Here is a 26,362-nt window from a genome sequence, read left to right on the forward strand (position 1 = left end):
CCTCTCGTCACGGCGTGCTCAGCGTGGCGATCTCCGCCCCCAGATCCGCTACGCGGTGGTCGCGGCTCAAGGGACCGAACTCGTCGCACAGGGCTTGGAGTCTACGGGCGACGTACCCGGATGCTGAGGCTCGGGCCAGGCTGACGGCCTCCCGCCCGTACGCAAGAACCTGGTCGGGATCACGCCGCTTCGCTCCGATGGCGGCCAGGCTGGTCAGCACTGCGCCCCGGCGCCTATACGACTGCCCCGAGGCGAGGGCCGTCTGGGCCAATGCGGCCTTCAAGGTCGCCTCCGCCAGGTCCAAGCGGCCGAGCTGCACGTACCGTGCTCCGCGTTCCTCGGCCAAGCGGGTGCCGTCGAAGCGGAGCCATCCGCCGTTCGTGCTCTCCGCGGTGAGGTCCCTGACCTTCTCGGCCTGGTCCAGCGCGCGTTCGCACGCTGTGAGGTCCCCAAGGCCGGCGTACGCCTCCGCTTGGACCGACGCGACCCAATGCCGCGTCGAAAGGTCGTTGTCCCCTCGACCGGCCAGCCGTTCGGCCACACCCAGCATCTGCGCCGCCTGGCGGTAGCGCTGCTCGGACATGTCCACGTAGGCGTGGCGTACGAGGGCGCAGGCCCACAGGTCGTACGCGCCCGCGTCCTTGCTGACCGAGGCCGCGAGCGAGTACGAGGCTGCGGCGTCGGTGTACCGGTTCCCGTCGAAGGCGACTTCGCCGGCCATCTGGAAGAGGTCGGCCGCTGCGCTCAGGAGGGGGCGGGAGCTGCCTCGGCTGGCGGCCAGTGCTTCGTTCAGGGTCGTCAGCTGGTCACGGATGACGGGGTAGACCGAGCCTTTCGAACGCGCCAGTTGGTAGACCTGCCACAGGTGGCTGTTCATCCGCTCGAAGTCGGCGGGCATCCCCCTCAGCACCCCATCGGTGAGGGCCTCGGCCTCGCCGACCGGTAGGGCCGTCAGGGCCCCGCTGACCGTGAGGACCCTCGGAGCCCTCCGCGACGTCCGCCGCGCCTGGCGCCTCGCCCAGGCCGACGCCGCCCGCGCCCGCGCCCGCGCCGGCCACCCCGCACCCAGCCCGGACACCGTGCTCGTCACCGAGTCCTCCTGGGCCTACCTCGCCTCCGGCTACCGCCCCGGCGAAGAACTCCTCGCCGCCCAGACCCGCCACGACATCAACCAGACCCGTGCCGACAAGGAACGGGCCAAGACCGAAGGGGAGGTCTGGCAGTGACCGCCGCACCGACCACCCGCATGCTGACCATGGTCGAAGCACTGGCCGAACTGCGCATGTCGCGGGCGGCCTTCTACCGGCTCCGCGCCGCCGCGGGAACGCGCCCCGCTGCCTCAAGCTCCCGAACGGGCAGATCCGCATCCGCCGGGCCGACCTCGACGCATGGTTCGAGGGCTGCGAGGTGCCCGCATGCTGACGTACGACGTACAGATCTGGGGCATCCGCAAGCGCCCCGACCGCGCTGCGGCCTACCAACTCCGCTGGCGGGTCGGCGTGCAGCCGTTCTCGAAGAGCTACAAGATCAAGGCTCAGGCGGACGGCCGACGCTCCGAGCTGCTGGCCGCGCTCCGCAAGCGCGAACAGTTCGACACCGAAACCGGCCTTCCGGCCTCGGAGGTGCAGGCGGCCCAGTCCCCCACCTGGTTCGCACATGCCCGGGAGTATGTGGCGATGAAGTGGCCGAACGCTTCAGCCAAGCACCGCGCGAGCATCGCGGACGCCCTCGCCACGGTCACCCCGCGCCTGGTGAAGGACAACCGCGGTGCCCCCGCTCCCCGGGTTCTGCGGACCGCCCTCTACTCCTGGGCCTTCCGCCTCGTCCTCGACCAGGACGGCGAACTCGTGGCCCGGATTGATGCCGAGGAAGCACCCGAAGCCATCGTGGCGGCCCTCGACTGGATCGGCCGGAAGTCCGTGGACATCTCGGCCCTGAACACACCGACGGTCGTGCGGTCCGCACTGGACGCGCTGGCCCGCAAGATGGACGGGACCGCTGCGGCGGACAACACGGTGAACCGCAAGGTGCCCGTGTTCAGCAACTGTCTACGCTACGCCGTCGAGCTGGACCGCCTGCCCTCCCTGCCCCTGACCAAGGTGGACTGGACGGCACCCGAGACGGACGACGAGATCGACTTCCGATACGTCCCCGGCCCGGCCCTGGCCCGCAAGCTCATCAACGCCGTGGGCGAGCAGGGAGACCGTGGCCGCCACCTCAAGGCGTTCTTCGGGTGCCTCTACTACGCGGCCACCCGCCCCGGCGAAGCCGTGAGCCTGCGCGAATCGGACTTCACCCTGCCCGAGGAAGGCTGGGGCCAAGTCATCCTGTCGTCCAGCTCCCCGCGCGTCGGATCCGGCTGGACCGACTCGGGGGAGTCCTACGACTCCCGGGGGCTCAAGAAGCGTGCCCGGAAGGCCACCCGCGAGGTACCGATCCCGCCGGTCCTGGTCCGTCTGATCCGCGACCACATCGCGGAGTTCGGCACGGCCGAGAACGGCCGACTCTTCCGCGCGGCCCGTGGGGGCGGCCTCTTGAGCAAGGAGTACGGCGACATCTGGAAGGCTGCTCGCCGGGCCGTCCTCACCAAGCAGGAAGTCAAGACGCCCCTGGCCGAGGTCCCTTATGGGCTTCGCGCCGCGTGCGTCTCCCTCTGGCTGGAGTCCGGCGTCTCCCCGGCCGAGGTCGCCCGCCGTGCCGGCCACAGCATCGCCGTGCTGTTCCGCTTCTACGCCAAGGCCATCCGCCGCAACCAGCACCACGCGAACCAGCAGATCGAGAGGGCCCTGAACGACGACAGTGACCCGTAGGTCAACCAAGGCACTGTAGGAAGTCCTCCGCAGCAGCCCCCTCCCTCCTGGCAACGAAGGCCCGCGGCGGAGGCATGCGGCTCGTTGGACGGGATTTCGTACCGGGTAGCCGGGTGACGATGGGACCAACCCGACTTCAGGGCGTGACCAGCGTCACATGCAACAAGTGACGGCGGGCGGACACTAGTGAGTGTGGACCAGCAACTGTTCGCGGAGCTCTACGACGCGCATGCCCAGGCGGTGTACGCGCATGTCGTCCGCATGACTTCCGACCGTGCGGGGGCGGATGACATCGTCTCCCTCACGTTTCTCGAGGCTTGGCGATTGCGGGGGAAACTCGACGAAGTCACAAATCATCGCGCCTGGCTGCTCGGGGTCGCCACCAATGTCATACGCAACACCCGTCGGGCCGCGCGGCGACACAGCGAGGCGCTGACGCGCTTACCCCTACCCGATGCCGTCCCGGACCCGGCCGACCGAGTGGTGTCCCGGATCACGCACACCGCGGAGGCTTCCGCAGCCCTGGCCGCATTGGACCAGCTCCGACGTGCCGACCGTGAAGTCATCGTCCTGTCCGTCTGGTCCGGGCTCAGCCATGGCGAAGTGGCAAAGGCGTGCGGTGTCAGTGAATCGACCGTTCGCTCCCGGCTGTCACGGGCACGCAGCCGCCTTCGCAAACTCACCACCGCCAGACTGGCCGCGGACCCAGCCGGGGGGCGTGCGTCCGCGTCTCGCACCGCACGGGAGGGACACCTGTGAACGCCGCTGATGGCGCACGGACCGAACGATCCGAGCACGACGAACTCCTGCGGCGCCTGGACGGGATCTCCGATGGGGACCTGCCCTTCCGCGCCCAGCGCCCGATCAAGGAGCATCTGATGCGTGAAATCGCACAAGCGGAGCAGACCACGCGCCGGCGGTCCAGGCGCCCCCTGTTCCTTTCCCTGGGGGTGGTGGCGGCAGCATGCGCGGTGGCCGTCACCTTCACCCTGAGCGGCAAGAATCCGGAGGAACCCGCCAAGGCCGCCCGCCCTGAGCCTGCGGCCGTGCAACTCTTGGACCGCGTCGCCTTGGCGGCCGGATCCGCGCCGGCCCCGGTGGTGCGCGACGGGCAGTTCCTGTACACGAAGACCGTCGCACGGTCCGTCACCCTCTCCGAGATCCCGGGCGGAGGAGGAAAGATGGAGAAGATCCCCACAGACGATTCGGACGAATGCTGGTTCTCGGTCGACGGCTCGGCGGGATGGACGAAGCGCACCGTGCGAGGGTCCGAGACGTTCCCCCCCGAGGGTTCGCCGAATCTAAACGACCCCACGTATCGATTCCTCGAGTCGCTGCCGACCGATCCCGACCTGCTGTTGAAGTTGATCTACGATGACACGCGCAAGCAACACGGGGACGGGTCCGGTTCGACCACCGGACCCGATCAGCAGGCATTCGTCGCCATCGGCGATCTTCTGCGGCAGTTCCAGGCGCCGCCCGGTTTGAGCGCGGCGCTCTACCGCGCGGCAGCGCGCATTCCGGGTGTCGTCCTGGTCCCCGAGGCGAAGGACGCCGCGGGTCGAACGGGTGTCGCGGTCGCGCGGGTCCACGACGACGAGCGTACCGAGTGGATCTTCGACAAGCAGAGCCTGCGGCTCCTGGGTTCCCGCACGGTCATCCTCAAGGACAGCTCCTGGGGCAAGGCTGGCGAGACAGTGGACACGCGGGCCATCGTCGCCCAGGGAGTCACGGACCGCGCCGGACAACTACCGCGCGAATAAAAGGCGTTCGGGCCAAAGATCCTGCGATCCTGTCCGACTCGCCGCCAATTCGAACATCTATGTGATCCTCGCCACGTGCGGCTCTCCGGTCAAGTCGTAGCCTCCTGCACGCGCAGTCACACAAGTTGTGACTGCGCGTGCAGTGTTTAGGCAGAGCCGCCAACGGGCGGACAATCAGGGGGAGGACCGATGCGTTCACTACGTGTCGCTATTGCTACGGGTGCCGCTCTGGGTGCCATCATCATCACCGCGCCGGCGGCCAATGCCACGACGCCTGCTCCGACGACGGTGGCGCCGTCGGCCGGGGTGCTGAGCCCCGCCGCTGATGAACAGGCGCGCAAGGATGCGCAAACGTCCAAGCCGATCTTCGCCACATACAAGGGCAAGCGGATCAACCTGACCGAGGGGTGGCAGGGGGCTCAGATCTGTGTTGAGACGCTGAACCTCGAAGTCAAGTGCTTCGACAACCAGGCCGAAGCGGACGCCAGCCTGGTCAAGGACAACGCCGCAGTGGCCAAGAAGGCGACGGAAGAAGCACGGAAGCTCGGCGTCAAGGCGGCCCAAGAGGCTCCGGCGTCAGTAAGGGCCGCCAGCGACTGCGGGTACGGATGGGTCTGCGTTTGGCAAGACATCAACTACACGGGTCGCAAGCTTCAGTGGAGTGCCAGCGGCCACAAGAAATTCGCTGACTGGGACTTCCGCGACAAGGCCACCTCGATCTGCGTCGCTCGACCGACCTACGGGGCAACCCTGATCGACTACCGAGACTTCATGGTGGACCCCACCATGTCCATAGGGGCCACAAACTGCCACAACCTGACCAATATCAGCTACGTCCACGGTGGCACCTGGAACGACAAGGCCGACGCGATGGACATGTAACAGCCTTCACCGCTCGAACCGTCGACAGATAGTCGCAACAGTCACCACAAGGGGCGCCCCGGTGCGGGCGCCCCTTTCGCCTGCCCGCGTATGTGCAGGTCAGCCACCTGCGGACCAGTGAGCCGTGGTCCACACCTGGTCCACAGCCAATGATCCAAAACGGTACACGGGCGAATCAAGGTGAGACAGGGCACATGACGAAGGGGCGCCCCGTTCTCGGGACACCCCTTCTGATCAGCAGCTTCTCTGACCTGCTGCGGTGGGTGTGGGATTTGAACCCACGGTGACTCGCGCCACGACGGTTTTCAAGACCGTTCCCTTAGGCCGCTCGGGCAACCCACCTGGCCGGTACAGAGTACCGGCCGGGCGGGGGTGACGGGGCGACTGTCGGATCAGGAGGCCTGCGCCTTGTCGTAGGCGGCCTTGGCCTCATTGCCGAGGTACGGGCCGTACATCCGGTTCGGCAGGAAGGTGTAGCCGAAGCTGTTTACCGAGACCTGGGTACCGAGGCCCGTGGCCTCGTTGAAGTCCTGGAACCAGGGGCCGCCGCTGGAGCCGCCCGTCATGTTGCAGCCCAGGCTGTGGTCCTTGGTGAGCAGGAAGTCCTTGCCGCTGTTGCCGCTGCAGTAGACCAGCTTCGTTCCGTCGTACGGGGCGGCCGCGGGGAAGCCGAAGGAGTACATCTTCTTGTTGTAGCCGCCGTTGAAGAGGACCCCCTGGGCACCGACGGCCTGGCTGAGGGTCTGGCCGTTCAGCGGGGCGACGACGGCGAGGCCGACGTCCATGTTCATGTCCTCGCTGGCCGCCCACTGGTCGGTGGCGAAGGTCTTGGTGGCCGGCCACTGGCCGTAGGGCGCCGACCCGTTGTTGTAGGCGGGCACGAAAACCCAGTTCGTGTGCCACGCGCCCTGGTACTTCACGCAGTGGCCGGCCGTCATGACCGTGCTGCCGTTGGCGCTGGTGATCGAGTTGCCGGAGCAGGAGGCGGTGCGGCCGCCCATCGTGAAGAAGACCCGGCCCGAGGTCTTCACGACCGCGCCGCCGCCAGTCCAGGCCCCGCCCGCCTGCGGGAACGCCGTGGGCGATACGGCGGACGAGGCGGCCGTCGGGGCGATGGCGGTGGGAGCCGCCGAGCCGGCCACCACGGCACGGGCGGCGCCGGGCACCGCCGTCACGTCGAGCGGGGTGGCGGCCCGCATCCGCTCGGCGGTCCAGAAGCCCTGGGTCTGCTGCGGCCGGAAGGACGTCGGGGTGTCCGCCGCGATCGAGGGGGTGGCCGCCGTCAGGACGCCCGCGACCAGGGCGCCCGCCGAGAGCAGGACGGACAAGGCCGTGCGATGACGATTCACGCATGACTCCTTCTGCCGTGCCCGGACCGGTCGGAGCCGGGCAGGGTGGGGGTGAAGAGCGGTCGGTGCGGATCGGCTGTGCGTGGTGCGTCGTACGTGGTACGGCTTGCCGGGGCAGAGTGGCACGGCCCCGCGTCAATGTCAGCGGGCAGTCGGAACGTTCGGTCGGTTCCGGCCACGAAATGGCCAACTCCCGGCCGTTGCAGCGTCATACGGTGAGAACAACTCCCGCGTACGAGACCCCGGCGACGACCACCCACGCCCCGAGACCCAGGGCCGCCGCGCGGCCCCCGGTTCGCGCCAGCGTCGGCAGATGGACCGCGCTCCCCAGGCCGAACAGGGCAGCCGCCAGCAGGGCCTCCTGCGCGGTGTGCGCCCACTGCAGGGCTACGTCGGGCAGCACACCGGTAGCGCGCAGCCCGGCCGCGGCCAGGAATCCGGCCACGAACATCGGCACCGGTGCCGGCCGGCGCCCCGAGGGGGTGCACACCCCGCGCCGCCGGGCCCGTACCGAGAAGGCGACCGCCGCCACCAGCGGAGCGAGCAGGGCCACCCGCATCAGCTTGACCAGCACCGCCTCGCCCAGGGCGTCCGGGCCCGCGGTCTGCGCGGTCGCCACCACCTGTCCGACGTCGTGGACACCGGCACCGACCCACCGCCCGAAGGCCAGGCCGGAGAGAGCCAACGGGTCCTGGAGAAGAGGGAGTACGGCTATGGCGAGCGTCCCGCAGAGGGTGACCAGTGCCACCGATGCCGCCACGTCCTCCTCGTCGCTGCCCGAGACCTCGCTCACGGCGCCGATCGCCGAGGCGCCGCAGATCGAGTACCCCGTGGCGATCAGCAGCGGCTGATCGCCCGGAAGTCCGAGCCGGCGGCCCAGCCAGAGGGTGCCGAAGAACGTGGCCGCGACCACGGCGACCACCATGACCACCGTGGCCCAGCCCAGCCGGAGCACCTGGTCCAGCCCCAGGCCGAGGCCCAGCAGGACGATGCCGATCCGCATGAGCCGCCGGCCGGCCAGGGACAGGCCCGGGCGCCCGGCTCCCCGTACGAAGGTCCGTGGCCCGGGGAGGTGCGCCACCGCGATGCCCAGCACCACCGAGGCGGTCAGCATGGGTACGGCAGGTATGAGCCGGTGGATGCACCAGGCGACCAGGGCCCCGCCCGCGGCGAGCGCCAACCCCGGCCAGGGCGTGGATGTTTCACGTGAAACATGCCGAACCGCCGTGCTCTGCGGGCGGTGAAGGAGGGCCATCAGTCGACGGGGAGCTTGTAGACGCGACGGATGCTGGTACCCAGGCGGGACACGTCGGCGCCGTAGACGTGCACCGATATCGCCTTTGTGGCACAGGAGTTGCGCACCTTGTGGATGTCTCCGGGCGGCGCGAACCCGCAGACCTCTCCCTGGGCGTTGACCACGTCCTCGGTCGCCACCAGACGGGCGGGACCGGCACCGGGGGCGAGCCGGAAGCGGCGCTCGCTCTCCTCACCCTGGTGCACCCCTGCCACACACCACGACACGTGGTCGTGGATGCAGGTCTCCTGCCCGGGGAGCCACACCAGCGCCACCACGGAGAAGCTGCCGTCAGACTCCGCGTGCAGGATGTGCTGCCGGTAGCGCTCGGGGTCGCCCTCCTGCTGCATCGGCGTCAGCAGGTCGGGCGCCCCCAGGTGCGGGGCGAGCCGTTCGCCCACGAGGTAGGCGGTGAGGTCGGGAGCCAGTCCCCGCTCCACGACCGTGCGGATCTCACTGACGAGGGCGGCCATCCTCGTGGTAGTACGGGCCGGTGTGGTGGTGGTCATACGGGCAGCGTGCGGGCGTCGTTCCCTCGCGTCCAACGACAGTTGTGACGTGAAATCCCAAGCAGCGCTTATGGATCGGTCAGCAGCCGACCCGGTTGGCGGCCACCTGCTTCAGCGCGTCCAGCACCACGGCCGTCGCCGGGATCCGCAGATGGTCCCGGTAGACGTACGCGGCGATGTGCCGACGCGCGGCGGGCTGGAGCGCCCGCCCGCACACCCGGTTCAGCGAGAGCGAGGGCAGGACCAGCGCGGGCATCATCGCCACGCCCAGGCCCTGCGCCACCAGGCTCTGCACCACCAGGTTGTCGTCGGTGGCGAAGCGGATGTCGGGCACGAAGCCCAGCTCCGCACACTCGTGCAGCAGGTTCGCCCGGCAGCGCGGACAGCCCGCGATCCACCGCTCCTCGGCGAGGTCGGCCAGGTGCACGGCACGCCGGCGGGCCAGCGGATGCCCGTTCGGGAGCAGCACCGTCAGCTGGTCCTCCAGCAGTCTGACCTCGGCGACCTCCTCCGGCACCTCCTCGTGCAGGCCCGGATAGGTGAAGGCCAGGGTGATGTCGCACTCGCCGCGCTCCAGCCGTCGCAGCGAGTCCGGTGGCTCTCCCTCCAGCAGTTCCACCTGTATGCCCGGGTGGTCCTTGGCCAGGCCGCTCAGGGCTTCCGGGACCAGCGTGACATTGGCGCTGGGGAAGCCGCACAGTCTGACCCGGCCGGTGCGCAGACGGGCGTACGCCCGCAGCTGCGCCTCGGCGGCGGAGAGGTTGCCGAGGATGGTCTCGGCGTGCCGGGACAGGGACTCCCCGGCCTCGGTGAGCTGCATCCTGCGGCCCACGCGGGTGAACAGCGGGGTTCCGACGGCGCGTTCGAGCGCCTTCATCTGCTGGGTGATGGCGGGCTGGGTGTAGCCCAGCACGCGGGCGGCCGCCGAGTACGAGCCGGAGGCGACCACCGTGTGAAAGGTCCGTATGTGCCGAGAATCGAACACCAGCGAAGCATAAGCGGACGTTGGAGGGGCCGTGGGCGGGATTCCGCCCACGGCCCCTCGTCACCGGGCCACCGCCGTGGCCTGTACTGCTCCTACTTGTCGCCGATCCTGGAGCCGAGCGTGATGTCGACGGTGGTCGGCTTGCCGTCGCGCAGGTAGGTCAGCTTCACCGTGTCGCCGGGCTTGTACGTCCAGATCATGCTGATCAGGGTCGGGCCGCTGTCGACCGGCTTGCCGCCGAATTCCGTGATGACATCGCCCGGCTTGAGGCCCGCCTTGCCGGCCGGACCGTTGGGGTCGACGAGCTCGTTGGCGGCCGCGCCCTGTTCGGAGATCTTCGCGCCCTCGGTCTTGGCCTGGAGGTCCACGGAGACCGAGATCACCGGGTAGACCGGCTTGCCCGTCTTGATGAGCGATTCGGCCACGTTTTTGGCCTGGTTGATCGGGATGGCGAAGCCGAGGCCGATGGAGCCGGCCTGGCCGCCGCCGAAGCCGCCGTTGCCCGCCGACTGGATCGCGGAGTTGATGCCGATCACCGCGCCGCGTCCGTCGAGCAGCGGGCCGCCGGAGTTGCCCGGGTTGATCGAGGCGTCCGTCTGGAGCGCGCTCATGTACGAGTTCTTGCTGCCGGTGCCGTCGCCGGAGGCGACCGGGCGGTTCTTGGCGCTGACGATGCCGGTGGTGACGGTGTTGGACAGGCCGAACGGGGCGCCGATCGCGATCGTGGCGTCCCCGACGGCGACCTTGTCGGAGTCTCCGAGCGCCAGCGGCTTGAGGCCGGCCGGCGGGTTCTTCAGCTTGAGCACGGCGACGTCGTAGCCCTGGGCCCGGCCGACGACCTCGGCGTCGTACCGCTTGCCGTCGGAGAAGGTCGCGAAGAGCTTGCCGCCGTTCGCCGCGGAGGCCACCACGTGGTTGTTGGTGAGGATGTGGCCCTGCTGGTCGTAGACGAACCCGGTGCCGGTGCCGCCCTCGCCGTCGCCGGCCGAGGCCTCGATGGTGACCACGCTGGGCAGCGCGCCGGCGGCGAGCCCGGCGATGGAGCCAGCGTCGCGCTTGAGGTCCTTCGGAGTGTTGGTCGCGCTGATGGTGGTCGAGCCGGTGCCGTTGTTGCTGCGCTCGGCGGCCCAGTAACCGACGCTGCCGCCGATGCCGCCGGCGACGAGGGCCGCCACGAGCACGGCCGCGATCATGCCGCCCTTGCCCTTCTGCTTGGGCGCGGGATAGCCGTCGGCGGCCGGGGGAGCACCCCAGACAGGGCCGCCGCCCGCACCGCCGGCGCCGTACGCCGGCACGGTGGGCGGCGGGGGCGGCCAGCCCTCGGCTCCGTGCGCGGCAGGGGCGGGCGCAGGGGCAGGAGCCTGGCCGTAGGCGGGGGCCTGCGCCGCGGTCGCGGGCGGGATCTGCTGGGTCGGCTCGGTGCCCGGCGCAGGCGTCGGCGGAAGCTGCTGGGTCACCTGCTCACCGGCTGAGGGCGCCGCGGGCGCGGGCGCGGCCGGCGCTGCGGGCGCGGCGGGCGGGACCGGCGGCGCGGCCGGAACGGCGTCCTGCGGGGCGTGGTCCGGCCGCGGAGCGGGCGCGGAGGCCGCTGGCGCCGTCTCGGAGCCCTGAGCAGGGGTTACGGACGGGGCCGCGGGGGGTGTGGGGGCCGCGGTGCCCTCGTTCTCGGTGCTCACAGCTCTCTCTCCTCGTCACACACAGCTTCGGAAATCTGGCGATATCGATCCGGCTGAACGTTCGACGTACCGTACAAGTTCCTGGGCAGAAGCCTTTCCCATGACCCGTCAGAGCACTGTAAGCCGGACCTGTGCATCTCTCCCCATTCTTTATGTCCGACATTTCAGACGCACTCGCAGGACCAGACCTCGACGCCCAAGGGGCTGACGGTGGCACCATGACCCGGTGACCCACGCAATGCCGCGCACCATCCAGGTCGTCGCCCACCGCGGTGCCTCGGAGGACGCCCCCGAGCACACGCTGGCCGCCTACCGCAAGGCCATCGAGGACGGCGCCGACGCCCTCGAGTGCGACGTCCGGCTCACCGCGGACGGCCATCTGGTCCTGGTCCACGACCGCCGGGTGAACCGCACCTCGAACGGCCGCGGCGCCGTGTCCGCCCTGGAGCTGGCCGATCTCGCCGCCCTCGACTTCGGCTCCTGGAAGGACCGCGAGGAGTCCCCCGACTGGGACGCCGACCCCGCGCGCACCTCGGTCCTCACCCTGGAGCGCCTGCTGGAGCTGGTCGCGGACGCCGGACGGCCGGTCCAGCTCGCCATCGAGACGAAGCACCCGACGCGCTGGGCCGGACAGGTGGAGGAGCGCCTCCTCTTTCTCCTCAAGCGCTTCGGCCTGGACGCCCCGCCGGCCGAGGGTCCGCACCCGGTCCGGATCATGAGCTTCTCCGCGCGCTCCCTGCACCGGGTACGGGCCGCCGCACCGACGGTCCCGACCGTGTACCTGATGCAGTTCATCTCGCCCCGGATGCGCGACGGGCGACTCCCGGCCGGTGTGACGATCGCCGGCCCCGGGATGCGGATCGTCCGCAGCCACCCCGGCTTCATCCGCAAGCTCCAGGGCGCGGGCCATTCCGTGCACGTATGGACAGTGAACGAGCCAGAAGACGTTCAGCTCTGCGCTGATCTGGGTGTGGAAGCGATCATCACGAACAGACCCCGTCAGGTTCTGTCCCAACTAGGGCGCTGACGTCCCCATTTACGCACCCGCCACCTCCACCCCCTTCGTCACAGGGCGTGCCCCGGCGCATCCGCTCCGCATTCGGTCGGCGTGAATGCGTCAGAGCGGCCTGCTCCGGCGGTTTCCGGTCCAGGCCAAAGGGGCATCCAGACCATGCGTGGGGCTAAGGAGGTTCCGGGGGTGGCGTTGGTGGTGGCACACGAAGTGCCCACGTCGTCGTGCATGGACGTACGCCATGGTCCTGCGGGCGTGGGCGAGGCCAGACACCGGATGCGTGAGCAATTGCGTATCAGCGGGGTGGCCGAATCGGTCGTGGACGATGCCGTACTGATCCTTTCCGAACTGCTCAGCAACGCCTGTCGACACGGCAGGCCTCTGGGCGCACGGGAGGTCGGGGACGGGGAGATACGCGCCGCATGGCGCGTCGACAGAGCGGGGCGGCTGACGGTCGAGGTCACGGACGGGGGTGGGCCCACCCGGCCTGTTCCTTCCACGCCCTCAGTCACCGCACGCGGCGGCCGGGGGCTGAACATCATCAGTGCCCTCGCCCAGGACTGGGGTGTCCGGGACGGAGCGGCGGGCGAGGTCACCGTCTGGGTGGTCGTCGCCTGTGGGCCCCGGCACGAGGATTTCGCTACGCGCGTTGCGCCCCCGGCGATCGACTTCAGCACGGCGTTCGACAATTTCGATGTCTGAACGCATGGATCCGCGAGCCAGGACCCTCCGGAAGCCGGATCCCTGACCGCACAACAGCTCATCGTCAGCACAGCAGTACCGGTCATCCGTACAGGCGGCCGTCCGGGAGCGCACGCCGACCGTGCTCCCGGCCGCACCCCACCGGTTCCGGCGGTACGAACGGCTAGGCTCGCGCCCAGACACGACGCCGTACCGCCGCAACCGGGAGACACGCACGATGGCCAAGAAGCGCCCCGCAGCCAAGTCTGCAAAGCCGCAGCTCAACAACGGTGAGATCCCCGTTGTCGGCGCGCGTGAGCCCTGCCCCTGCGGATCCGGGCGCCGCTACAAGGCCTGTCACGGCGCAGCCGCCGCGCACGCCGCCACCGACCCGGTCCGGCGCCCCTTCGAGGGCCTGCCGGGCGAGTGCGACTGGGTCGCGCTGCGCGAGCTCGTGCCCGCGGCCACCGTCCCGCTGTCGCTGAAGGGCGGCCTGCCCGAGGGCGTCCCCTCCGTCACGCTGGTGACCGTACTGCCCATGGCCTGGCCGGCGCTGCGCCGCGAGGACGGCTCCGTACTGCTCGGCCTGCAGAACGAGACCTCCACCGGGGACCTGAGCCGCGACATGGCCGACACCCTGGAGCGCGCACTCGTGGCGGAGCCCGGAACTCCGGTCGCTGCCCGCCGGGTCCCGGCCGAGGGTCCCCGACTTCAGGATCTCCTGGACACCGACGGCGGTTTCGAGCCGGTTGTGCACACCGGCTTCGAATTCTGGATTCCGGAATCCGAGGGCGGCCAGAACGCGTCTCCGGAGATCGCCGCCTCGCTGGAGCGCGCCAACGCCGCCGCCATCCCGACCGTGAAGCTGACCGGCGTCGACGCCGCCTACTGGTGCGAGACCCCGGACAAGAACCACCTGCGCTGGGTCATGCCGCACCCCGAGGAGAAGCTGCTCGACGCACTCGCGCGGCTGCACGCGGCCGGCACGTCGTCGCTCGGCGAGGGCACGAAGCTCGTCGGCTCCTTCCGCGCCCACGGGCTGATGGTCCCGGTCTGGGATCTGCCGACCGGAGTGACCGCCGACGACGTCGAGAAGCCGGCGGCGGAGTTCGCGGAGCGGCTGGCCAAGGCGCTGGCCACGGATGCTCCGCTGTCCACGGAGGAGCGCCGGGCGCGCGGCGGTCTCACCAACCGCCAGGTGACCCTCAGCTGACCTCGCGGGCACGCGCGGGACCGGTGACCGGAGTCACAACTCCCGGTAATCGTCTGCAAATCGGTGTCTGAATATCAGAGATCGAATTTGCGTACAGGCGATCTCTTGTTACCGTTCTTGTAGCCCGGTCGCTGGTGCATCCCCCGTCGCCAGCGACCGGGCCCTTCCATTTAAGGCGGTACTCAACCGTCACCCGGTGCCGGTGAGTTGCTCCCGGACCGCAAGAGCAGCCGCCCTTCATCATCCGGAACTGCAAACTCCGCAACAGCGGAGTAACTCTCCGGCTCTCCGGCCGAGTCCTCTTTCGGCGTCTCGCAGAGCCCGGGTTCGTCACCGGCGCCGACCGAACAGCGGATCTGCACCGTGCGCCCGGCCGGGCCCATCATCGCCAGCACGGCGTCCAGCGCCCGACCACTCGTGTTCCGGTAGTAACTCCTGCCCCACGTCCGGCCTTCGGCCACCAGCACGCACGTCTGCGCCTCCACTCCGTGGGGCGAGGACAGTTCGGGGCCGCAGCGGGAATCCGTACGGGGCTGCTCCGCCGGGCCGGTCCGCTCGGTCCCGGCCGGTGCCGCCGGGCGCCCGGCCGGCGCGGGAGAGGTGCGGGCAGGGTCCGAAAGGCCGAGGGTCCGGAACAGGCCACCGCCCTTTCCGTCGTCCTGACCGGCCAAATCAGGCCCGGCGATCGCGCCGGCGAGCGGGAGCGACAAGATGATCAGCACACCGGCGCCGATACCGATGAGGCGGAGATTCATTCGCCGAAGATAGCGATGCGGGAAAGGGGCGCGGAGATCCCCGCGCCCAATTCCCTTGGAAACTCGTCCCGCTGGCACCCGTACGAGTGATCCTGCGGAACCGCGCAGGTCAGTACGCGAGCCGGCTGCCGCCACCCGGCGCGCCGCTGCTCGCCTCGACCAGCGCGTCCACGACCGCCTCGACATCGGGCAGCCAGAGCTTCGTCCCCGGGCCCTGCGCGGGCCGTGGGCCGGGGGACTTCGGATCCGCCGGGCACCGCGACGGCGGCAGCGCACGCGGTTCGCGCTCCCAGCGCACCCGGCCGCCGCTGGACGCGGCGGACGGCGGCAGCAGCAGGTAGCCGCCCTCTCCGTGGAACCGCAGCGAAGAGGGCACGTGGTCCTTCGCGTAGAGCAGTTCCCCGAGCCGCTCCAGTGAGTACGGCGCCACGAGCAGCGCCCACCGGGTGGAGGTGGCGACGACCGGCCCGAGCCGCATGCCCTGCGCGTCCAGTCGTACGAGGGCCCGCGCGGCCGCGCCCGCCGGGAGGCTCACCGCACACGGGGCGGTTCCGCCGGTCGCCAGCAGGACGGGCGCGGTGGGCCGGTTGGTCCACCACCAGGCCACCATCCGGGGGTCGGTGGAGGCGGCGAGCAGACCCGGATCGAAGGGATGGGCACCGGGAACGACGCAGTCGGGGTCGGGGCAGGCACAGCGCGTGCCGTCCGTACCGGACCGGCCTACGCCGGGCAGGACGGGCCACTGCCAGGTGGTGGCGCAGGTGAGCGCCGCTTCGAGGAGAGCGGAAGTGTCGCCGTTCCGTCCCCGGTCGGGGCGCAGGGATTGAAAGCGATCGCGGAGCCGCTGGAGACGCCTTCCGAGGATCTCGCGCATGAGCGCTCGTTCCTTTCCGTTGAACGCCGAGGGCCACATCACACCATGTAACCGGTGACTCACCACACGTGCAGGTTTAGCGGCACTGTCCGTCAGAGGCAGGTTCACGCGGTTCGTGCAGTTTTCTTACGGGTCCATCAAACGTCCGGCGGGGATGGAGCGCGACCCGCGCCGACTGCCGAGACCGGCTGCCGTCGCTAACGACGACCGCCCGCGACCGAGCGGTTCCCGGTACGCCAACTGACCTCGGTCACCACCGAGTACGTACCCCGACCCCCCTGCGGAGCTCGTCCAGTCGACCCCAAAAACCGACCGCTTCCAGCTTTTTCCGGCCAAGTTCTAGCCTTGACCCGACAGTGAGTTGCCGCCTCACGGACACCAGGATTCCCACCTAGGCAATGCTGGACATGCATCCATGTGTGCGTGTAGATGTGGATTCCTTGATGGCGGCGCAGCACGGTCTGGGGGTTTGCGATGCTATTCGGCGAATCGCACCAGGTGGAAAGGCGGACGCCATGAGCGCCCCGCATCTGCCGAAAGTGGCTGGAATCGATCCAGCAGTTACCGCGTCGCCGCACACTGCTGCGCCCGCGCCCGTCCGGACCACCCCCGCACCGGCCCCGCCCCCCGCACCGGGCAGCCTCATCCAGGACCGGCTGGCGGGCATGGTCTCGGACCTCACCACCTTGCACGAGCTGACCGAGCGCCTGGCCCGCGCCGAGGACCTGGACACCTCCCTCCACGAGTTCCTGCGGGCCGGAGCCGCACTCGTCGGTGCCCGTCGCGGCCTGATCGTCCTGGAGCCCTCCGACGGACTCGGCCCCACCGCCACCATCGGCCTCGGTCTCGGCCACGCCGAACTGGGCCACATCGAGACCGTTCCGCGCAGTGCGACCTGTTACGGGCGGATCCTCGACGGGCTGCCCGACGCCCAGGGCGGCTCGGAAGTCCTTCCCGAGCCGGACGCGCCTCCCGGCACCGGCGGGTTCGCCGCCCCCGTGGACCCCCGCCACCGCGAGGTCGCCGCCCGGCTCGGCTACGCCGCCAGCTACGCGCTCCCGCTGACCGCCGAGGCCACCGGCCGGCTCGGCGCGGCCGTATGGCTCTACGACGAGCATGCCGAGCCGAACGAGCGCCAGCGCGACCTGGCCGGGCTGTACGTGCGGCACGCAGCCGAGCACCTGGCGCGGATGCTGGAGGTGGAACGATCCCGCACGCGCCTGGCCACCGTCGCGGAGGAACTGCTGCCCAGTCGGCTCCCCCGGATTCCCGGTGTGCAGCTCGCGGCCCGCCACCACACGGGACCGCGCGGCGGAGGCGACTGGTACGACGCGCTGCCGCTGCCCGAGGGGGCCCTGGGACTGGCCGTGGGCTCCGTCACCGGATCCGGCCCGAGCGCCGTCGCGGCCATGGGACGGCTGCGCGCGTCACTGCGCGCCTACGCCGTCATGGAGGGCGAGGACCCCGTGGCCGTCCTGTCCGACCTGGAACTGCTGCTGCGGCTGACCGAGCCCGCCCGCTGCGCCACCGCGCTCTTCGCCTACTGCGAGCCCGCCGGTGGCCCTCAGGACGCCGGCCGACGCAGCAAAATCATCCTGGCCGGGGCCGGACACACCCCGCCGCTCCTCATCGGCGAGCACCGCACCGAGTACGTGGAGACCTCCCTCTCCGCTCCCCTGGGCATGCTGTCCTGCTGGGAAGCGCCGAGCATGGAGATCGAACCCGCACCCGGAGAAACGGTGCTGCTCTACACCGACGGGCTGCTGCGCCACACCGGCGACCTGATGGACCGGGCGTACGCGCGGCTGCACGCGGCCGCCGCGGGGGTCCCCCGTGCCGCCCGGGAGGACCCGGCTGCCCTGTGCGACCACATCCTGCGGACCGTGCTGCCCGACGGGCGGCCGGCCGACGCCCCCGAGGACATCGTGCTGCTCGCCGCCCGCTTCGAGTGATCCGCCGTGGGCCCGGACCATGACAACCCGCACGATCCCGGCCACGCCTTCCCCGTACACGCATACGATGGATGGGGTCCACACCCAGGTCCGTACCGTCGTAGCTGAGGAGAAGACGTGGCTGACGAGCTCACCCCGGAGACCCCGGAAGAAGAGCAGCCCAAGAAGACGCACAAGCAGCGCAAGAACGGTCTGTACCCGGGCGTCAGCGACGAACTCGCCGAGAACATGCGCACCGGCTGGGCGGACACCGAGCTGCACGGTCTGGAGCCGATCGCGCAGGCCGCGCACACCGCCGCCCGGCGTGCCGCGCTGTCCGAGCGCTTCCCCGGTGAGCGCCTGGTGGTCCCCGCGGGCCGGCTGAAGACCCGCTCGAACGACACCGAGTACCCCTTCCGCGCCTCGACCGAGTACGCGTACCTCACCGGCGACCAGACCGAGAACGGCGTCCTGGTCCTGGAACCGACCGGCGAGACCGGGCACACCGCGACCATCTACCTGCTGCCGCGCTCCGACCGCGAGAACGGCGAGTTCTGGCTGTCCGGCCAGGGCGAGCTGTGGGTCGGCCGCCGCCACTCCCTCACCGAGGCCGAGCAGCTCCTGGGCATCCCCGCCCAGGACGTGCGCGAGCTCGCCGAGGCCCTCACCGAGGCCGGGGGCCCGGTCCGCGCCGTGCGCGGCCACGACGCGGTGATCGAGTCCGCCCTCACCGACAAGGTGACCAAGGAGCGCGACGAGGAGCTGCGCGTCTACCTCTCCGAGGCGCGCGCCGTGAAGGACGAGTTCGAGATCGGCGAGCTGCAGAAGGCCGTCGACTCCACGGTCCGCGGTTTCGAGGACGTCGTGAAGGTCCTCGACAAGGCCGAGGCCACGTCCGAGCGCTACATCGAGGGCACCTTCTTCCTGCGCGCCCGCGTCGAGGGCAACGACGTCGGCTACGGCTCGATCTGCGCCGCCGGCTCCCACGCGTGCACCCTGCACTGGGTGCGCAACGACGGGGACGTCCGCTCCGGTGACCTGCTGCTGCTCGACGCCGGCGTGGAGACCCACTCCCTCTACACCGCCGACGTCACCCGCACGCTGCCGATCAACGGCACGTACACCGACATCCAGCGCAAGATCTACGACGCGGTCTACGAGTCCCAGGAAGCCGGCATCGCCGCGGTGAAGCCGGGTGCAAAGTTCCGCGACTTCCACGACGCCTCCCAGCACGTGCTGGCCGAGAAGCTCGTCGAGTGGGGCCTGCTGGAGGGCCCGGTCGAGCGTGTCCTGGAACTCGGCCTGCAGCGCCGCTGGACCCTGCACGGCACCGGCCACATGCTCGGCATGGACGTCCACGACTGCGCCGCCGCGCGCACCGAGGCGTACGTCGACGGGACGCTGGAGCCGGGCATGTGCCTGACCGTCGAGCCCGGCCTCTACTTCCAGGCCGACGACCTGACCGTGCCCGAGGAGTACCGCGGCATCGGCGTCCGGATCGAGGACGACATCCTCGTCACCGAGGACGGCAACCGGAACATGTCGGCCGGGCTGCCCCGCACCTCGACCGACGTCGAGGCCTGGATGGCGCGCCTGAAGGGCTGACGTCAGGGGGCCGACGTCCCCGTGACCGGCGTCCGCACCGCTAGGTGCCGGTGGGCGGGATCCCGGACGGGGTCCCGCCCACCGCCGCACTACGACACCTTCAGCAGCGCGTCGTCGCGCCACTTCAGCATCTTGTCGAAGCTCACCACGGCGCCCCGGCCCGGCCCGTTGCGGAAGCGGACGTGGTCGGAGAGCTCGGCGATCAGGTGCAGGCCCCGGCCGTGCTCGGCCAGGGCGGGTCTGCAACGGGCCACCGTGGCGGGTGGGAACCCCGGACCGGAGTCGGTCACTTCGATACGGCAGCAGTCCCCGTCCAGATAGGCCGTGACGTGGTACGCCTCGGTCTCGTCCGGGGAGTCCGCGCCCCCGCCGTGCTCCACCGCGTTGGCGCAGGCCTCGCTCAGCGCCACCGAGAGATCGAAGGAGATGTCCGGGTCCACCCCCGCGGTCTCCATCGTCCCCAGCAGCAGTCGCCTGGCGAGCGACACGCTCGCGGCTTCGCGCCTCAAGTGGAGAGACCACCAGATGCTCATACGGATACCTATTGCCGCCCGTGAGGGGCCGTAAGCGCCCTGCGGCCGTCCGGGAGGGCAATGCGCCCGTCCGGCGGATGCGGCTCTCCCGAAGAGCGGTGTATGCGGTGGCGCGCTGCCCGCACCGTCCGGCGGCGGAGCACACCGTCCGGTACCGCCTCCGCCCTTCGCACAGTGGACTCATGCGGACCTTCCGGACCTGCCGTATGGAGGACATCAGCGCAGTGCGATGATGACCCGGCCATGTCTGACCCCCACGCGACGCACGCCGGAGCCGGCCTCCGGCTGATCCGGGCCGCGGTGTTCACCGCGGTCTGTGTCGTGCTGTCCGCGGCCGGGCACGCGCTGGCGTCCTGCGCCAGCGTGCCCTGGTGGTCCCTGTGCATCGGTTTCCTCGCCGTCTTCGCGGTCGCGGCGCCGCTCGCGGGACGCCGCAGGACGCTGCCCGGCCTGGCCGCCGGGCTCACCGCCGGACAGCTCTCGCTGCACGCGCTGTTCGGCATCGGCCAGCACAGCACCGCGGCCGCCCAGGCAGCCGGCGGCGCGTCCGACAGCTCGCTCGCGGAACTCGCCGCCCGGCTGGTGTGCGGGGGCAACTCCGTACCGCTGAGCCCGGCCGACGCCCGCAGGGTCCTGGAGGCCGCCGGCCTGGACCCGGCCGCCCTGGCCCAGCAGGCCGCGGAACAGGGGCACGGCACGCACGTGGCCCAGGCCGTCACCACCGCGCCCGAGACCGGCCTGTTCAGCCCGGCCATGCTGCTCGGACACCTGCTGGCCGCACTCGTCGCCGGCTGGCTGCTCGGCCGCGGCGACGCCGCGCTCTTCCGGCTCGTCGAACTGTCCCGGCTCACCGCCGAGGCCGTCCCGATGCGCCCGCTGCGCGCCGCACTGGCCTTCGTACGCGCCCTCGGCGCCGGACTCGGCGGGCCTGCCCGCACCCCGCGGACCGGGCGCAGGACCGGGACCGACCCAGCGGCCCGCACGGGCCGGGAAGCACTCCAGCACACGGTGATCCGCCGCGGGCCGCCCGCAGTGTTCGCCCTCGCAGCCTGACGCGGCACCCTCCTCCCCGGGACACAGCGGGAGCACCGGTGCCGCGTGCTCCGCGCGCGCCCGTGCGCGGAGCCACCGCCACCACTGCTTCCGTGGAGTGTTTCTGCCATGAAGACCTCGCGCGTCTCCTTCGCCGCTGCCCTCGCCGCCGGCTCGGTCCTCGTCCTGTCCGGCACCGCCTTCGCACACGTCGGCGTGCAGCCGATCGGCGAAGCCGCCAAGGGCGGGTACGCGACGCTCAACTTCAAGGTCCCCAACGAGCGCGACAACGCCTCGACCACGCAGCTCGAGGTCAACTTCCCGGTCGACCAGCCGCTCACGTCCGTCATGCCGCAGGACGTTCCCGGCTGGACCGTGAACGTCGAGAAGACGAAGCTCGACAAGCCGCTGACCGTGCACGGAAAGCAGGTCAACGAGGTCGTCACCAAGGTGACCTGGTCCGGCGGAAAGATCGGACCGGGCATGTTCCAGCAGTTCCCGGTCTCCGTCGGCAAGCTCCCCGAGAACGCCGACCAGATGGTGTTCAAGGCGATCCAGACCTACGACAACGACGAGGTCGTGCGCTGGATCGAGGAGGCCAAGGAAGGCGCCGCGGAACCGCAGACGCCGGCCCCCGTGCTGAAGCTGGCCGCCGCGAAGGGCGCCGACCACCACGCCGGCGGCAAGACCGACGAGGCGAAGAACACCGAGAAGGACGGCGGAAAGGACGCCGGGCACGGCCACGACGAGGCCTCCGCCGACCACGGCTCCGACACCACCGCGCGCGCGCTCGGCATCGCCGGCATCGTCGTCGGACTCGGCGGTGTCGCCTTCGGCGTCGCCTCGCGCCGCCGCTCCGCCTGACGTACCGCGCCCCCGGGCGCGTTCTCTCCGTACAGCCCGACCATCCTGCATCCCCGATCCCAGGGACATCTCTCCATGCGCACCACACGTGTGACGGTCGCCGCGCTCCTCGCCGCGGCCGCGCTCACCCTCACCGCCTGCGGCGGCGGTGAACCCGCCAAGAACAGCGGCGTCACCCAGATCTCCGGCGGCCAGAACGGCAACAAGGCGGCCACGGTCCTGGACCGCCCCTTCACCAAGCCGGAGCTCGTCCTGACGGACACCACCGGCAAGCCGTGGAACCTCCGCGAGCAGACCCAGGGCAGGCCGACGCTCATCTACTTCGGCTACACCAACTGCCCCGACGTGTGCCCGCTGACGATGAGCAACATCGCCGTCGCCAAGAAGAACCTCCCCAAGGAGGACCAGGAGAACCTGCGGGTGGTCTTCGTGACCACCGATCCCGAACGGGACACCGCCGAATCCCTCGGTGCGTGGCTCAAGGCACAGGACCCGTCCTTCATCGGGCTCACCGGGGACTTCGCGACCATCCAGGCCGCCGCCCGCACGCTCGGCATCGGCATCGATCCCGCCAAGAAGGAGACGGACGGCAGCGTCGTCTCCATGCACGGCGCGCAGGTCATCGCGTTCTCACCCAAGACCGACGAGGGCTACGTCCTCTACGGCGAGGGCACGACCGTCGACGACTACGCCAAGGATCTGCCGAAGCTCATCAAGGGGGAGAACCCGTGAACACCCGCACCACCCGCATCCTCGCCGCCGCCCTCTCCCTGACGGCAGCGCTCGCCATATCCGGCTGCTCCGGCGACAGCGAGCCCGCGATGAGCGTCAGCGGCGCCTTCATGCCGCAGCCGGTCAACAACAAGATGGCCGGCGGGTTCATGGTCATCAAGAACGACTCCGGCACCGCCGACAAGCTCACCGGCGCCACCTCCCCGCTCTCCGACGATCTCCAGATCCACGAGACCAAGGACCAGAAGATGCAGCAGGTCCAGTCGATGGACGTGCCGGCGAACGGCGAGCTCAAGCTGGAGCGCGGCGGCAACCACATCATGTTCATGGGGCTGAAGAACACCCCGAAGGTCGGCGACAAGGTCACCGTCGAGCTCCGCTTCGAGAAGGCCGGCTCCGTCAAGGTCGAGCTGGACGTGAAGGACCGGACGTACAACGCGCAGGCTCCGACATCCACGGGCCACAACGGCCACTGACGGACCGAGGACTGACACGCCATGACGGCCACCGCCCCCTCCACGGCCCGCGCCCTCGCCAAGGCATTCCTGCCGCGGTTCGCGCTGGTCCTCGCAGCCCTGCTGGCGACCCTGTTCACCGCGGCCTCACCGGCCACGGCGCACGCCGCACTCACCGCGAGCGACCCCACGGACGGGGCGGTGGTCGCCACGGCACCCGCCCAGGTCTCGCTCTCCTTCTCGGAGCAGGTCGCCATGGGTGACGACTCGATCCGTGTCCTCGACCCCCAGGGCCGGCGGGTGGACACCGGTGAGCTGCGCGACATGTGCAGCGGGAACACCGTCCGCTACGGCACCGCCCTGCATTCCGGTCTGCCCAACGGCACCTACACCGTCGCCTGGCAGGCAGTCTCCGCGGACAGCCACCCGATCTCCGGCGCGTTCACCTTCTCCATCGGCGCGCCCTCGGCCACCGAGGTCTCCCTCCCCACCACCCGGGCGGGCGGCGGACCCGTCGGGATCGCCTACGGCATTGCCCGCTACGCCGCCTACGCCGGCTTCACCGTCCTGGTGGGCGGTGCGGCCTTCATCCTGCTGTGCTGGCGCCGGGGCGCCGCCGAGCGGCCGCTCCAGAAGCTCGTCGTGCGGGCCTGGGTCACCCTGACCGCAGCCACCCTCGCGATGCTGGTGCTGCGGGCCCCGTACACGGGCTCCGGCCGGTTCGCGGACGCCTTCGACCTGGACGGGCTCAGGGCGGTACTGGAGACCAGGACGGGTGCTTCGCTGGTCTCCCGGCTGTTGCTGCTGGGGGCGGCCGCCCTCTTCGTCGCGGTCCTCTTCGGCGTGTACGCGCGCCGCCTGCAGGACACCGGGTCCGAGGAGGACACCGCCGAGGACACCGACGACCTGACCTTCGGGCTGGCCATCGGCGGGGCCGTCGTCTCCGGCGGTATCGCGGCCACCTGGGCCCTCTCCGAGCACGCCTCCACCGGCATCCAGCCCGGCCTCGCCATGCCGGCCGACATCCTGCACATGCTGGCCGTCGCCACCTGGCTCGGCGGTCTCTCCGCCCTGCTCGTCGCCCTGCACAAGGTGCCGGGAATCGAGCGCTCGGCGGTGCGGGGGTTCTCCCGGGTCGCCTTCGTCAGTGTGGTGGTCCTGGCCGTCACGGGCGTCTACCAGGCCTGGCGGCAGACCGGCAGCTGGTCTGCGCTCACCGGCACCGAGTACGGGCGGCTGCTGCTCCTCAAGGTCGCCCTGGTCGCCGTTCTCCTCGGCGTCGCCTCCATGTCGCGGAAGTGGACCGCCCGGCTCGCCGAGGCTCCTGCGGCCGCCGAGAAGCCCGGCACGAAGGTGGGCGCGCAGGTGCCCGCGGGGGACGATGTTTCACGTGAAACACGTCCGGACACCTCCGGCACTTCGGGCGCCTCGGGTACTGAGGGCACCGTGGGTACTGAAGGCGCCTCGGATGCCTCCGATGTTTCACGTGAAACAGAGCCCGCCACCGTTCCGGCGGACCCGGAGCGTGCCGCCCAGCTCGCCCGGCAGCGTGCCGCCCTCGACAACGCACGCGAGAAGCGGGTGCGGGACGCGGACCCGGACCGCGCGGGCCTGCGCCGCTCGGTCCTCGTCGAGGCGGCGATCGCCGTGGTCCTGCTCGTCGTGACCACGGTCCTCACGAGCACCGAGCCGGGGCGCACCGTCGAGCAGGAGGCGGCCCGCGGCTCCACCGCCACCGCGGTCCCCGACCGCGCCGTGAAGATCACCCTGCCGTTCGACACCGGCGGCCCGAACGGCAAGGGATCCGTCCGGCTGGAGCTCGATCCAGGCCGGGTCGGCGCGAACACCCTGCACCTATGGGCGGACTCCGGCGACGGGCAGCCCTTCGACCTCCCCGAGATCAAGGTGGCCTTCACCCTCCCGGCCAAGGACATCGGCCCCCTGCCGGTGGTCCCCGACCAGGCCTCCCCCGGGCACTGGACCGCATCGGGCGTCCAACTGCCGCTCGCCGGCGAATGGCGCATCGATGTGACCGTCCGTACGTCCGACATCGACCAGACCACCGTCCAGAAGACTGTGAAGATCGGCTGACCAGCGTGACCGAGAGCAACCCCGACATCGAGATCTCCCGGCGCAGACTGCTGGGCACCGTCGGCGCCGCAGGCGCCGTCGGCCTGGCCCTGGGCGGCGCGAGCGGCGCCCTCGCGCACTCCGCGCTCGCCGACTCCGGGGGCGGCTCCGCCACCGGAGCGGCAGGGAGCCTCTCTTCCCTCGGAGCCACCCGGGTGGCGTTCGACGGAGACCACCAGGCCGGCATCACCACTCCCCTCCAGGCCAAGGGACATGTCCTCGCCTTCGATCTGGCCCCGGGAGCGGGCCGCACCGAGGCCGCCGCGCTGCTGCGACGCTGGTCCGAGACGGCACGCCGGCTCATGGCGGGCGAGACCGCCCCGACGGCCGACAGCGGCATCGCCCTTGATGCCGGGCCGTCCTCCCTCACGGTCACCTTCGGCTTCGGACATTCCTTCTTCGAGCGCACGGGCCTCACCGCCCGCCGCCCCACCGCCCTCGACCCGCTGCCCGACTTCTCCTCGGACCGGCTCGATGCCCAGCGCAGCAACGGCGACCTGTGGGTCCAGATCGGCGCGAACGACGCACTGGTCGCCTTCCACGCCCTGCGCGCACTCCAGAAGGACGCCGGGGAGGCGGCGCGCGTCCGCTGGCAGATGAACGGCTTCAACCGGTCCCCCGGCGCGACCGGCACACCGATGACCGCCCGCAACCTCATGGGGCAGGTCGACGGCACCGGCAATCCGAAGCCCTCCGAGCCCGACTTCGACAAGCGGATCTTCGTGCCCGCCCAGGGCCCCGGGCCCGCGGAACACGCCTGGATGGGCGGCGGCTCGTACGCCGTCGTGCGGCGCATCCGTATGCTCCTCGACGACTGGGACAAGCAGTCCCTCGCGCAGCAAGAACAGGTCATCGGCCGGACCAAGGCCACCGGGGCCCCGCTGACGGGCGGCAGCGAGACCACCGAGATGCAGCTCGACAAGATCGGCACCGACGGCAAGCCCGTCATCCCGTCCAACGCCCACGCCCGGATCTCGGCCCCCGAGCAGAACGGCGGGGCGGCCATGCTACGGCGCCCCTTCTCCTTCCACGACGGGATCGGCCCCGACGGCGCTCCCGATGCCGGGCTCCTGTTCATCTGCTGGCAGGCCGACCCGCTGCGCGGGTTCGTGCCCGTGCAGCGCAAGCTCGACCGCGGCGACGCGCTGTCGGCGTTCATCCGGCACGAGTCCAGCGGCCTGTACGCGGTTCCACCCGGCCCGCGCAGCGGCGAGTACGTGGGCCAGCGGCTGCTCGAAGGGTGAACAGCACCGCAGCGGCCGGCGCCCCGGCATTAG

Annotated in this window: 23 protein-coding genes, 1 tRNA gene and 1 pseudogene; 16 read left to right on the forward strand and 9 right to left on the reverse strand. The window is 70.7% G+C overall.

What is annotated here, in order from left to right; genetic code table 11:
• Nucleotides 1–7: 7 nt before the first annotated feature.
• A pseudogene (locus AAT21_RS16005) lies at nt 8–979 on the reverse strand (transcriptional regulator); the annotation flags it as partial.
• On the opposite strand from AAT21_RS16005, the gene AAT21_RS35695 reads away from it, so the two are divergent.
• The 5 genes from AAT21_RS35695 to AAT21_RS16025 all read left to right on the forward strand — a co-directional run bounded on the left by AAT21_RS35695 (nt 969) and on the right by AAT21_RS16025 (nt 5,455).
• Nucleotides 969–1,226 (forward strand): hypothetical protein, encoded by a 258-nt coding sequence (locus AAT21_RS35695; RefSeq protein ID WP_412180331.1) that lies wholly within the window; start codon nt 969–971, stop codon nt 1,224–1,226. The pseudogene AAT21_RS16005 and the gene AAT21_RS35695 overlap by 11 nt on opposite strands.
• 189 nt (nt 1,227–1,415) lie before the next feature.
• Nucleotides 1,416–2,810, forward strand: a complete 1,395-nt coding sequence (locus tag AAT21_RS16010) for a tyrosine-type recombinase/integrase (protein WP_046777578.1) — start codon at nt 1,416–1,418, stop codon at nt 2,808–2,810.
• 192 nt (nt 2,811–3,002) lie between these two features.
• Complete coding sequence (locus AAT21_RS16015; RefSeq protein WP_235438894.1) at nt 3,003–3,569, forward strand: RNA polymerase sigma factor; 567 nt, start codon at nt 3,003–3,005, stop codon at nt 3,567–3,569.
• On the forward strand, nt 3,566–4,573 hold the full coding sequence (locus AAT21_RS16020) for a CU044_5270 family protein (protein ID WP_052757833.1): 1,008 nt from the start codon (nt 3,566–3,568) through the stop codon (nt 4,571–4,573). The genes AAT21_RS16015 and AAT21_RS16020 overlap by 4 nt, the downstream gene beginning before the upstream one ends.
• A 189-nt stretch (nt 4,574–4,762) precedes the next feature.
• A complete protein-coding gene (locus AAT21_RS16025; RefSeq protein WP_079025737.1) occupies nt 4,763–5,455 on the forward strand; it encodes a peptidase inhibitor family I36 protein in 693 nt (230 codons plus the stop codon).
• Nucleotides 5,456–5,712: 257 nt separating this feature from the next.
• On the opposite strand, the gene AAT21_RS16030 is transcribed toward AAT21_RS16025, so the two are convergent.
• From AAT21_RS16030 to AAT21_RS16055, 6 genes are all read right to left on the reverse strand, one after another.
• Nucleotides 5,713–5,797, reverse strand: a tRNA-Ser gene (locus tag AAT21_RS16030).
• 50 nt (nt 5,798–5,847) lie between these two features.
• Nucleotides 5,848–6,804 (reverse strand): trypsin-like serine peptidase, encoded by a 957-nt coding sequence (locus AAT21_RS16035; protein ID WP_046777581.1) that lies wholly within the window; start codon nt 6,802–6,804, stop codon nt 5,848–5,850.
• A gap of 208 nt (nt 6,805–7,012) precedes the next feature.
• Nucleotides 7,013–8,059: a YeiH family protein gene (locus tag AAT21_RS16040; protein WP_046777582.1), complete on the reverse strand. Its 1,047-nt coding sequence runs from the start codon at nt 8,057–8,059 to the stop codon at nt 7,013–7,015.
• The gene (locus AAT21_RS16045; RefSeq protein WP_046777583.1) at nt 8,059–8,607 is read right to left on the reverse strand and encodes a cysteine dioxygenase family protein; all 549 of its coding nucleotides are present in this window, start codon (nt 8,605–8,607) and stop codon (nt 8,059–8,061) included. The genes AAT21_RS16040 and AAT21_RS16045 overlap by 1 nt, the downstream gene beginning before the upstream one ends.
• Nucleotides 8,608–8,686: 79 nt before the next feature.
• A complete protein-coding gene (locus tag AAT21_RS16050; protein ID WP_046777584.1) occupies nt 8,687–9,592 on the reverse strand; it encodes a LysR family transcriptional regulator in 906 nt (301 codons plus the stop codon).
• Nucleotides 9,593–9,684: 92 nt separating this feature from the next.
• Nucleotides 9,685–11,268: a S1C family serine protease gene (locus AAT21_RS16055; RefSeq protein WP_046777585.1), complete on the reverse strand. Its 1,584-nt coding sequence runs from the start codon at nt 11,266–11,268 to the stop codon at nt 9,685–9,687.
• Nucleotides 11,269–11,506: 238 nt separating this feature from the next.
• Here AAT21_RS16055 and AAT21_RS16060 point away from each other — a divergent pair, with 238 nt between their 5' ends.
• The 3 genes from AAT21_RS16060 to AAT21_RS16070 all read left to right on the forward strand — a co-directional run bounded on the left by AAT21_RS16060 (nt 11,507) and on the right by AAT21_RS16070 (nt 14,174).
• Entirely contained in the window at nt 11,507–12,295 is a 789-nt protein-coding gene (locus AAT21_RS16060; RefSeq protein ID WP_200904431.1) for a glycerophosphodiester phosphodiesterase, read from the forward strand.
• A 171-nt stretch (nt 12,296–12,466) separates the two neighbouring features.
• Nucleotides 12,467–12,982, forward strand: coding sequence for an ATP-binding protein (locus AAT21_RS16065; protein ID WP_046777587.1), 516 nt, complete (start codon nt 12,467–12,469; stop codon nt 12,980–12,982).
• Nucleotides 12,983–13,199: 217 nt separating this feature from the next.
• Entirely contained in the window at nt 13,200–14,174 is a 975-nt protein-coding gene (locus AAT21_RS16070) for a DUF5926 family protein (RefSeq protein WP_046777588.1), read from the forward strand.
• A gap of 864 nt (nt 14,175–15,038) precedes the next feature.
• Here AAT21_RS16070 and AAT21_RS16080 read toward each other — a convergent pair.
• Nucleotides 15,039–15,803 (reverse strand): bifunctional DNA primase/polymerase, encoded by a 765-nt coding sequence (locus AAT21_RS16080; protein WP_046777590.1) that lies wholly within the window; start codon nt 15,801–15,803, stop codon nt 15,039–15,041.
• Nucleotides 15,804–16,201: 398 nt separating this feature from the next.
• Between AAT21_RS16080 and AAT21_RS16085 the strand changes: the two genes are divergently transcribed.
• Together AAT21_RS16085 and AAT21_RS16090 are read left to right on the forward strand one after the other, a co-directional pair.
• Complete coding sequence (locus tag AAT21_RS16085; RefSeq protein WP_079025739.1) at nt 16,202–17,755, forward strand: PP2C family protein-serine/threonine phosphatase; 1,554 nt, start codon at nt 16,202–16,204, stop codon at nt 17,753–17,755.
• A 117-nt stretch (nt 17,756–17,872) separates the two neighbouring features.
• Nucleotides 17,873–19,339, forward strand: coding sequence for an aminopeptidase P family protein (locus AAT21_RS16090; RefSeq protein WP_046777592.1), 1,467 nt, complete (start codon nt 17,873–17,875; stop codon nt 19,337–19,339).
• A gap of 89 nt (nt 19,340–19,428) precedes the next feature.
• On the opposite strand, the gene AAT21_RS16095 is transcribed toward AAT21_RS16090, so the two are convergent.
• Entirely contained in the window at nt 19,429–19,872 is a 444-nt protein-coding gene (locus AAT21_RS16095; RefSeq protein WP_046777593.1) for an ATP-binding protein, read from the reverse strand.
• Between the two features lie 243 nt (nt 19,873–20,115).
• On the opposite strand from AAT21_RS16095, the gene AAT21_RS16100 reads away from it, so the two are divergent.
• The 6 genes from AAT21_RS16100 to efeB all read left to right on the forward strand — a co-directional run bounded on the left by AAT21_RS16100 (nt 20,116) and on the right by efeB (nt 26,329).
• On the forward strand, nt 20,116–20,925 hold the full coding sequence (locus AAT21_RS16100; protein WP_046777594.1) for a hypothetical protein: 810 nt from the start codon (nt 20,116–20,118) through the stop codon (nt 20,923–20,925).
• A 108-nt stretch (nt 20,926–21,033) separates the two neighbouring features.
• Nucleotides 21,034–21,768 (forward strand): YcnI family copper-binding membrane protein, encoded by a 735-nt coding sequence (locus tag AAT21_RS16105; RefSeq protein WP_046777595.1) that lies wholly within the window; start codon nt 21,034–21,036, stop codon nt 21,766–21,768.
• 75 nt (nt 21,769–21,843) lie between these two features.
• Nucleotides 21,844–22,500: an SCO family protein gene (locus AAT21_RS16110; protein ID WP_046777596.1), complete on the forward strand. Its 657-nt coding sequence runs from the start codon at nt 21,844–21,846 to the stop codon at nt 22,498–22,500.
• On the forward strand, nt 22,497–22,976 hold the full coding sequence (locus AAT21_RS16115; protein ID WP_046777597.1) for a copper chaperone PCu(A)C: 480 nt from the start codon (nt 22,497–22,499) through the stop codon (nt 22,974–22,976). Before AAT21_RS16110 ends, AAT21_RS16115 begins: the two co-directional genes overlap by 4 nt.
• 21 nt (nt 22,977–22,997) lie before the next feature.
• A complete protein-coding gene (locus AAT21_RS16120) occupies nt 22,998–25,046 on the forward strand; it encodes a copper resistance CopC/CopD family protein (RefSeq protein ID WP_046777598.1) in 2,049 nt (682 codons plus the stop codon).
• Nucleotides 24,971–26,329, forward strand: coding sequence for an iron uptake transporter deferrochelatase/peroxidase subunit (gene efeB, locus AAT21_RS16125; protein ID WP_079025740.1), 1,359 nt, complete (start codon nt 24,971–24,973; stop codon nt 26,327–26,329). The genes AAT21_RS16120 and efeB overlap by 76 nt, the downstream gene beginning before the upstream one ends.
• Nucleotides 26,330–26,362 lie beyond the last annotated feature (33 nt).

This window comes from Streptomyces yangpuensis, assembly GCF_001005295.1.
GTDB classification, from domain to species: Bacteria; Actinomycetota; Actinomycetes; order Streptomycetales; family Streptomycetaceae; genus Streptomyces; species Streptomyces yangpuensis.

Excerpts from the sequence above, each read along its gene's own strand:
- AAT21_RS16010 (WP_046777578.1), top strand. The coding sequence starts at position 1,416 with ATGCTGACGTACGACGTACAGATCTGGGGCATCCGCAAGCGCCCCGAC.
- AAT21_RS16025 (WP_079025737.1), top strand. The coding sequence starts at position 4,763 with ATGCGTTCACTACGTGTCGCTATTGCTACGGGTGCCGCTCTGGGTGCC.
- AAT21_RS16040 (WP_046777582.1), bottom strand. The coding sequence starts at position 8,059 with ATGGCCCTCCTTCACCGCCCGCAGAGCACGGCGGTTCGGCATGTTTCA.
- AAT21_RS16045 (WP_046777583.1), bottom strand. The coding sequence starts at position 8,607 with ATGACCACCACCACACCGGCCCGTACTACCACGAGGATGGCCGCCCTC.
- AAT21_RS16060 (WP_200904431.1), top strand. The coding sequence starts at position 11,507 with ATGCCGCGCACCATCCAGGTCGTCGCCCACCGCGGTGCCTCGGAGGAC.
- AAT21_RS16070 (WP_046777588.1), top strand. The coding sequence starts at position 13,200 with ATGGCCAAGAAGCGCCCCGCAGCCAAGTCTGCAAAGCCGCAGCTCAAC.
- AAT21_RS16080 (WP_046777590.1), bottom strand. The coding sequence starts at position 15,803 with ATGCGCGAGATCCTCGGAAGGCGTCTCCAGCGGCTCCGCGATCGCTTT.
- AAT21_RS16085 (WP_079025739.1), top strand. The coding sequence starts at position 16,202 with ATGCTGGACATGCATCCATGTGTGCGTGTAGATGTGGATTCCTTGATG.
- AAT21_RS16095 (WP_046777593.1), bottom strand. The coding sequence starts at position 19,872 with ATGAGCATCTGGTGGTCTCTCCACTTGAGGCGCGAAGCCGCGAGCGTG.
- AAT21_RS16100 (WP_046777594.1), top strand. The coding sequence starts at position 20,116 with ATGTCTGACCCCCACGCGACGCACGCCGGAGCCGGCCTCCGGCTGATC.
- AAT21_RS16105 (WP_046777595.1), top strand. The coding sequence starts at position 21,034 with ATGAAGACCTCGCGCGTCTCCTTCGCCGCTGCCCTCGCCGCCGGCTCG.
- AAT21_RS16110 (WP_046777596.1), top strand. The coding sequence starts at position 21,844 with ATGCGCACCACACGTGTGACGGTCGCCGCGCTCCTCGCCGCGGCCGCG.
- AAT21_RS16120 (WP_046777598.1), top strand. The coding sequence starts at position 22,998 with ATGACGGCCACCGCCCCCTCCACGGCCCGCGCCCTCGCCAAGGCATTC.
- efeB (WP_079025740.1), top strand. The coding sequence starts at position 24,971 with ATGGCGCATCGATGTGACCGTCCGTACGTCCGACATCGACCAGACCAC.